The organism is Pseudomonas endophytica (assembly GCF_001411475.1).
Classification (GTDB): Bacteria; Pseudomonadota; Gammaproteobacteria; order Pseudomonadales; family Pseudomonadaceae; genus Aquipseudomonas; species Aquipseudomonas endophytica.
Genome location: NZ_LLWH01000083.1, coordinates 1 through 5525, shown reverse-complemented (window position 1 = coordinate 5525; position 5525 = coordinate 1). Strand labels below are relative to the sequence as shown.

At 56.0% G+C, this 5525-nt stretch carries 6 protein-coding genes; all 6 read right to left on the bottom strand.

Annotated features, from left to right (window positions below; translation table 11 throughout):
- Nucleotides 1-190: 190 nt before the first annotated feature.
- Nucleotides 191-568, bottom strand: coding sequence for a gamma-butyrobetaine hydroxylase family protein (locus AQS70_RS07240; protein WP_055102200.1), 378 nt, complete (start codon nucleotides 566-568; stop codon nucleotides 191-193).
- Nucleotides 569-672: 104 nt separating this feature from the next.
- The gene (gene hslU / locus AQS70_RS07235; protein ID WP_055102199.1) at nucleotides 673-2010 is read right to left on the bottom strand and encodes an ATP-dependent protease ATPase subunit HslU; all 1338 of its coding nucleotides are present in this window, start codon (nucleotides 2008-2010) and stop codon (nucleotides 673-675) included.
- A 67-nt stretch (nucleotides 2011-2077) separates the two neighbouring features.
- A complete protein-coding gene (gene hslV, locus AQS70_RS07230; protein ID WP_055102198.1) occupies nucleotides 2078-2608 on the bottom strand; it encodes an ATP-dependent protease subunit HslV in 531 nt (176 codons plus the stop codon).
- A 190-nt stretch (nucleotides 2609-2798) separates the two neighbouring features.
- Entirely contained in the window at nucleotides 2799-3491 is a 693-nt protein-coding gene (locus AQS70_RS07225) for an SPOR domain-containing protein (RefSeq protein WP_055102197.1), read from the bottom strand.
- 1 nt (nucleotide 3492) lies between these two features.
- The gene (gene argS, locus AQS70_RS07220; RefSeq protein WP_055102196.1) at nucleotides 3493-5229 is read right to left on the bottom strand and encodes an arginine--tRNA ligase; all 1737 of its coding nucleotides are present in this window, start codon (nucleotides 5227-5229) and stop codon (nucleotides 3493-3495) included.
- A 153-nt stretch (nucleotides 5230-5382) separates the two neighbouring features.
- Nucleotides 5383-5525: hypothetical protein (locus AQS70_RS23745; protein ID WP_162233881.1), on the bottom strand; the 143-nt coding region annotated here is incomplete at its 5' end.

Below are 5525 nucleotides of genomic sequence, written 5' to 3'. Positions count from 1 at the left end.
GTGACACAAAAAACATCACAACGATGGGCTGTAGGAGCTGCCGCAGGCTGCGATCTTTTGTTTTTAACGATCAAAAGATCGCGAGCGAGCTCGCTCCTACATAAAGCAAAAGCACCTGGGGCAATCGAGCGTCGACCGGCTGCTCCTACATTTGATAGTGCACGCAAACCCGTGGCTATCGCGGCTGCGCTCAGAGCATTAACTTAACAACGGACTCCGACGGGTCGCGCGACTTGCCGGCTTTTTTAAGTTCGGCTAGGTAGTCGTCCCACAAGGCTTGCTGGCGTACCCCTAACTGATACAGGTACTCCCACGTAAAGAGCCCGCTGTCATGGCCGTCATCGAAGGTCAGTTTTAGCGCGTACTGGCCTGCGGGTTCGACCTTGGTCAAGCCGACATTAATTTTGCCGAATTGAAGAATAGGCTTGCCGTGACCCTGTACCTCGGCGGACGGCGAATGCACGCGCAGCAGTTCGGCTGGCAGATGGTACTCCTCGCCAGTCGGGTACTTGAGGGTTAAGGTTTTTGAGGCTTTGTGCAGGTTGATGGCGCTGGGGATCATGGTCATAACCTTTTGGTCATCACTCAAACAGGATAGCCGCTGGTACAGGCTGCGATTGAGGCGTTTGGCCTTATCGCAGCCCGCAGCAGCGGCTACAGGTGTTGCGTGTCTTACAAGATGTAGCGCGAGAGGTCTTCGTTCTTGGCCAGCTCGCCCAAATGGCTGTTCACGTAGTCAGCGTCAATACGAATCGGCTCTGCGCCAGGTGCGCTGGCGATGTCGCCTGCGCTAAAAGACACTTCTTCAAGTAGGCGCTCAAGCAACGTGTGCAGGCGACGGGCACCGATGTTCTCGGTCTTCTCGTTAACCTGCCAAGCAATTTCGGCCAAACGCTTGATGCCTTCCGGCATGAACTCGATGTTCAGGCCCTCAGTTTTCAGCAGTTCGCGGTATTGCTCTGTCAGCGAAGCGTGCGGCTCGCTGAGAATGCGCTCGAAGTCTTGCGGGGTCAGTGCTTTAAGCTCAACACGGATCGGCAGACGGCCTTGCAGCTCAGGCACCAGGTCGCTTGGCTTGCTCAGGTGGAACGCACCGGAGGCGATAAACAGGATGTGGTCAGTTTTGACCATGCCCAGCTTGGTATTGACGGTACAGCCCTCGATCAGCGGCAGCAGGTCGCGTTGCACACCTTCGCGGGAAACATCAGCACCGCCCACATTGCCCCGTTTGGCGACTTTGTCGATTTCGTCGATAAACACGATACCGTGCTGTTCGACGGCCTCTAAGGCTTTGGCCTTGAGCTCTTCGTCGTTAACCAGACGGCTGGCTTCTTCGTCACGCACCAGTTTCATGGCTTCTTTGACTTTCAGCTTACGGCTCTTGCGCTTGCCTTTGCCCATGTTGGCAAACAGGCTTTGCAACTGGTTGGTCATTTCTTCCATGCCCGGCGGGGCGGAAATATCGACGCCAGCCACGTCCGCGACTTCGATTTCAATTTCCTTGTCGTCAAGCTGGCCCTCACGCAAGCGCTTGCGGAATAACTGACGAGTGTTGGAATCTTGGGACGACGAAGCCGCTTCTTCATTAAACGTGCGGGCAGGCGGCAGCAGTGCGTCGAGAATGCGCTCTTCGGCGGCATCTTCGGCCCGGTGACGGACTTTAACGATTTCCTGCTCGCGCAGTAGCTTGATTGACGCATCAGCCAGATCGCGGATGATCGACTCAACATCGCGGCCCACATAGCCCACTTCGGTGAACTTGGTCGCTTCAACTTTGATGAACGGTGCGTTGGCCAGCTTGGCCAAGCGGCGAGCGATCTCGGTTTTACCGACACCGGTAGGGCCGATCATCAGAATGTTTTTCGGGGTGACTTCTACGCGCAGCTCTTCAGGGAGCTGCATGCGGCGCCAGCGGTTACGCAATGCGATCGCTACGGCGCGTTTGGCGTCGTCCTGGCCGATGATATGGCGATTAAGTTCATGGACGATTTCGCGGGGAGTCATGGACATAGTAATTGGCGTTCCTCTAGCTAATTAAGGTGCACATACGGGCCAGCACTCTGGCCTGACAAGTGGCTTATTCAGCGAGGTCCTGCTCCTCAATAGTGATGTTGTGGTTGGTGAATACGCAGATGTCGCCAGCAATGCCCAATGCAGTCTCGGCAATTTCACGGGCTGGTAACTCGGTTTTCATCAGCAGCGCGCGAGCTGCCGCTTGGGCAAATGCACCGCCCGAACCCATTGCAATCAAGCCGTCTTCTGGCTCAACCACGTCGCCGTTGCCCGTGATGATCAATGAAGCATCTTTGTTGGCAACCGCCAACATGGCTTCTAAACGGCTCAGCGAGCGATCGGTACGCCATTCTTTGGCTAACTCGACAGCAGCGCGAACCAGATGGCCTTGATGTTTCTCAAGCTGGCCTTCGAAGCGCTCGAACAAGGTGAATGCATCAGCTGTGGCACCGGCAAAACCGGCGATAACTTGTCCGTGGTACAGGCGACGGACTTTTTTCGCATTGCCTTTCATCACGGTGTTGCCAAGAGAAACCTGGCCGTCGCCAGCCATAACGACTTTGCCGTGGCGGCGTACTGAAACGATGGTGGTCAAGGGAGAGTCTCCACGCAGCGGGGCGAAAATGCCTGATGAAGATACATATGGGGGTTGTAGCGAGTATTTCAACAGCGGGGAGGGAATGGAGTGTGAGATCCGTCCGGAGCTGCCCAGGGACGAAGGCTGCGATCTTTCAACGCTGGAAAAGATCTCAGCCTTCGCCCCTTGGCAGTTCCTACGTCAAGGCTTAGCGGCGTTGTTGCAGCAACAGGTTATTGAAGCCGCCGCCCGCCAATTGCTTTTGAGCCACGGTCAGTTGTTCGCGATTGCTGAACGGACCGACCAGTACCCGATACCACGTTTCGTCTTTCACCGTGCCTGACTCAACTGCGGCGGTTTGGCCCAGCAGGATGATTTGTGCGCGCACTTTGTCAGCATCTGCCTGTTTGCGGAACGAGCCTGCCTGCAGGAAGAACTTGGTGGTAGGCGCTTCTTTGGCGACGGGCGGCGCAGGTGGAGGGGTCAGACCGTTCAAGGCTGCTTGAGCGCGTACGGTGTCGATTTTGGCCGCTTCAGCAGGTGAAACAGGTGCCAGTGGCGCGGTGGGCTGTGCCGGTGGTGTTTTTTCCGGCACGGCTTCGGGCGGCACGATGACTTCCGATTCGGGCAACAACGTGTAGAAGTCGTACTTGGGTTTGGCCGGCTGAGTCGGGCTTGGCGCTGTTTTGTTGGCTTCAGCCGCTTGCGACGTTTTTGCAGGCTCTTGCTTGGAGCGTTTAACGTCGTCGCCTTGGCCCGGCTCGAGTTTCATCAAAAACACGACAAACGCGCCGACCGTCAGGCCGATGGCCAGCCACAACCAGCCCGGAATCGGCTTTTTGGCAGGCGCCTGATACCGGCTGGCGCCTCGCTTGGGTGCAGGTTTTTTCTTGGCGGCCAACTTACATGCGCTCCAGAGTTTCCAGGCCCAGCAATTCCAGGCCTTGCTTGAGGGTCAGGCCAGCCAAGGCTGCCAGGCGTAAACGACTTTGTTTTTGTGCTTCATCTTCGGCGTTCAGAATTGGGCAGTTCTCGTAGAAGCTAGAGAACAGGCCTGCCACTTCGTACAGGTAGGTACATAGGGTGTGGGGCGTACCTTTTTCGGCAACGTTGTTCAGCACTTCACCGAATTGCGCCAGTTTTGCCGCCAATTCTTGCTCTTGTGGAGCGTTCAGTACGATATGGCCTTGTACTTCGTCGAAACGTTTACCCAGCTTGCGGAACACGCCCGCTACACGGGTATAGGCATACAGCAGGTAAGGTGCGGTATTGCCTTCAAAGTTCAACATCAGGTCAAAGTTAAAGCTGTAATCGCTGGCGCGGTGCTTGGACAGATCTGCGTATTTAACCGCGTCGATGCCGACTACTTTAGCGATGGCGCGCAGTTCTTCTTCGGCCAGCTCAGGGTTCTTCTCTTTCACCAAGGTGTAGGCGCGTTCTTGGGCTTCGTTGAGCAGGTCGATCAGTTTTACAGTGCCGCCATCACGGGTTTTGAACGGACGGCCATCAGCGCCGTTCATGGTGCCGAAGCCCATGTGTTCCATTTCCATTGGATGGGTGACAAAACCGGCTTTGCGGGCTACAGCAAACACTTGTTGGAAGTGCAGAGCCTGACGTTGGTCAACGAAGTAAAGAACTCGATCCGCCTTCAATACGCCGCTGCGATAGCGCACGGCAGCCAAGTCCGTGGTTGCGTACAAATAGCCACCGTCGGCCTTGACGATGATGACTGGCAACGGCTCGCCTTCGGCATTTTTGAACTCGTCGAGGAACACGCACTGCGCGCCGTTACTCTCGACCAGCATGCCTTTGGCTCTCAGCTCGTTGACCACATTGATCAGGTCATCGTTGTAGGCGCTTTCGCCCATCACGTCGGCCATGGTCAATTTAACGTTCAACAGTTCGTAGATCTTCTGGCAGTGCGACAGCGAGATATCTTTAAATTTGCTCCACAGTGCCAGGCAGTCAGGGTCACCGGCTTGCAGCTTGACCACTAGGCTACGCGCGCGGTCCGCAAATTCTGGGGACTCGTCGAAGCGCTTTTTAGCGGCCCGGTAGAAGTTTTCAAGATCAGACAGCTCATCGCTGGTGATCGGGTTTTCTTCCAGATAAGCCATTAGCATGCCGAACTGGGTGCCCCAGTCGCCGACGTGGTTCTGACGGATCACCTCGTCACCAAGAAATTCCAGCACCCGCGCGACGCCATCACCAATGATGGTTGAACGCAGGTGGCCCACGTGCATTTCTTTGGCCAAGTTAGGCGCGGACATATCGACAGCTGTGCGCTGGAGTGGGCCGGATTTGCGCACGCCCAGCTTGGGGTCGGCCAGCGCAGCGTCAAGGCGCGAAGCCAAGGCTTGAGTGTTTTGGAAGAAGTTCAGGAAGCCGGGGCCCGCGATTTCGACTTTGCTGATTTGCTCATCGGCTGGCAGGGCGGCGATGATTTTTTCAGCCAGATCGCGTGGTTTCATACCAGCAGGCTTGGCCAGCATCATGGCGATGTTGCTGGCGAAGTCGCCGTGAGTTTTGTCACGGGCGTTTTCCACCTGAATCGCTGGCGTCAGGCCTTCAGGCAACACACCTTCGGTGACGAGTTGAGCTAGGGCTTGTTGAATCAGCTGGCGAATGGTGTCTTTCATGGTCTTCTCTTTCGACCGCAATCGCGGCAGCGCTTCAGTGCGCAGGTGGAAAAACTGGGTATTGTCCGCTAAGGGTGCTGCAAGCTTCAAGCCTTAAGCTGCATGCCGCGTGAAGGTCTTGGTGCTTGAAACTTACAGCTTGCCGCTGTTCCTTTAATAAAGATCGACCGGATCAACGTCCAGCGACCAACGGACTTGCCGACCGCTGGGCATTTGTTCAAGGATCAGTAGCCACTGGCTGAGCAATCGGTGTAACGGCGCGCGGGCGTTGGCTTGCAGCAAAAGTTGACCGCGAA

Bases quoted from the DNA above. Each gene is read 5' to 3' on its own strand.
- AQS70_RS07240 (WP_055102200.1), bottom strand. From the start codon at position 568: ATGACCATGATCCCCAGCGCCATCAACCTGCACAAAGCCTCAAAAACC.
- hslU (WP_055102199.1), bottom strand. From the start codon at position 2,010: ATGTCCATGACTCCCCGCGAAATCGTCCATGAACTTAATCGCCATATC.
- argS (WP_055102196.1), bottom strand. From the start codon at position 5,229: ATGAAAGACACCATTCGCCAGCTGATTCAACAAGCCCTAGCTCAACTC.